Here is a 1,671-nt window from a genome sequence, read left to right as displayed (position 1 = left end):
ACGGGCGGTAGCCGGGAAGGCGACGCCGTATAACTAGTTATACATCCGTGCGATGGTCGGTGGTGGACATGAGAAGAGCCCCCGCTCTGACCTGGGGGAGTGGTCGGAACGGGGGCTCTCGACGCGATGTTAGCTGGCTGCCAGCATGCGGGCTCGTTCGTCGATGAGGTGCATGCGTGCGTGCCACTCGACGGGCTCGGTGTGTGCGGATTGCTCGGAGCCCTGCCCTTCCCACTTGCGGTAATACAGGCCGACGTCGTGGGTGAACCATCCGCGTGTGCCCATGCTGGCAGCGATGATGAGTCCGGTGTCGTCGCTCCCGGGGACGGCCATCCATCCACCGAACTGGACGGCAAGGTCGCGTCGAATGCACAGCGTCGTGGGGTGAACCGGGAGCCGGAAGTCGTGGGTACGCCAGTGCTCGTAGATCTGGCCGGGTTCGAGCGGGCCTTCCGGTGGGTCATGCTCGAACCCGTGCAGCGTTCCGTCAGGCAGAAGGTCGAGAACGCGTGATGTAGTCCATCCGATGTCGGGATCGGATAGGGCGGCGATGTCGCGTTCGAGAGCACCGGGCGCAAGGTAATCGTCCTGGTCGTGGTTCTTCACCAACTCTCCACGTGCGCGCGAGAGGGCCAGGTTCCGGGTGATTGCAACGCCGTTGTGTCGACCGGTACCGAAGTCGATCCGTGCATCGCTCGGGAGAATGTCCTGCGCAACTCCGGTGGTCCCGTCCTCTTGGACTAGCCACTCCCACTCCCACCCGGTCGGCATCTGCTGATCGCAAAGGGCCTGGTACGCGGTTCGAAGGTGCTCGGGCTCGGGGTTGTAGACCGGCGTGATGATCGACAGCAGGCGACTCACTGGTCCTCCTTCGGTACGTCGTGGCGAGCAACCAGGGCCATCCGATCGCCCCGGATGATGATGTTCGCTGTCTCGACTGCTGTTTCACCGGCCCAGTGGGTGCGCTCGATGCTGAATACCGGAATGCCGCCTCGGATGCTCAGCCGCTGACTCTCGTCGGACGACGGCATCCGCGTTCGGGTGGTCTCGTCCACGTGGTCAATGTGCAGTCCGATCGAGTCGAACCGAGCGATCACGCCCTTGTTTCCTCGCGTGCCGTCGACGGGCTCCTCGATGGGAGTTCCGGCGGTGATGGCCAACGGCTCCCATTGCGTGCTGATCTGCACGGGATGACTGTCTACTGACCAGGTGTAACGCACGACGGACACCGGGTCACCTTCGGGAACTCCGAGGCGTTCGGCGATGTCGGTATCAGCGTTCTCGCGCCAGACCTCAGCCTCCACATGATCGAGCCAACCGCCGGCGGCCGACTCTGCTCGGTTCGGTGCGAGACCTGCAGGATTCCGGTGATATCGCTGGTCAGCGCGTCGAAATAGCTCGGTGCGCTCACGTACGAAGGACCCGCGGCCGCGCTGTGTCTCGATGACGCCTTCATGTCGCAGTTCGTCGACGGCTCGGACTGCCGTGGTTAGGGCGACGCCGTGCTGCGTTGCAAGCTCGCGCGCCGATGGGATGCGCTCGCCCTGACGAATTTTTCCTCGGGCGATCTCGTCGCGCAGTGTGGCCGCGACCTGGTGAAACGCACCGACACCTGACGCTTCGTTGATCGACATTTCCAACTCCTCTCGTTACGGACTAGCGTACCCGAGA

Annotated in this window: 2 protein-coding genes; both read right to left on the bottom strand. The window is 63.6% G+C overall.

The window, feature by feature from the left end; all coding sequences use genetic code 11:
- Nucleotides 1-129: 129 nt before the first annotated feature.
- A complete protein-coding gene (locus LY41_RS00195; protein WP_253861626.1) occupies nt 130-861 on the bottom strand; it encodes a glycosyltransferase in 732 nt (243 codons plus the stop codon).
- Nucleotides 858-1,634, bottom strand: a complete 777-nt coding sequence (locus LY41_RS00190) for a GntR family transcriptional regulator (RefSeq protein WP_253861625.1) — start codon at nt 1,632-1,634, stop codon at nt 858-860. The genes LY41_RS00195 and LY41_RS00190 overlap by 4 nt, the downstream gene beginning before the upstream one ends.
- Nucleotides 1,635-1,671: the final 37 nt, after the last annotated feature.

This window comes from Prauserella halophila (assembly GCF_024171895.1).
GTDB classification, from domain to species: Bacteria; Actinomycetota; Actinomycetes; order Mycobacteriales; family Pseudonocardiaceae; genus Prauserella; species Prauserella halophila.
This window is presented reverse-complemented; position numbering and strand designations above follow the sequence as displayed.

Coding starts and splice junctions, on each gene's coding strand:
- LY41_RS00190 (WP_253861625.1), bottom strand. CDS start 1,634: ATGTCGATCAACGAAGCGTCAGGTGTCGGTGCGTTTCACCAGGTCGCG.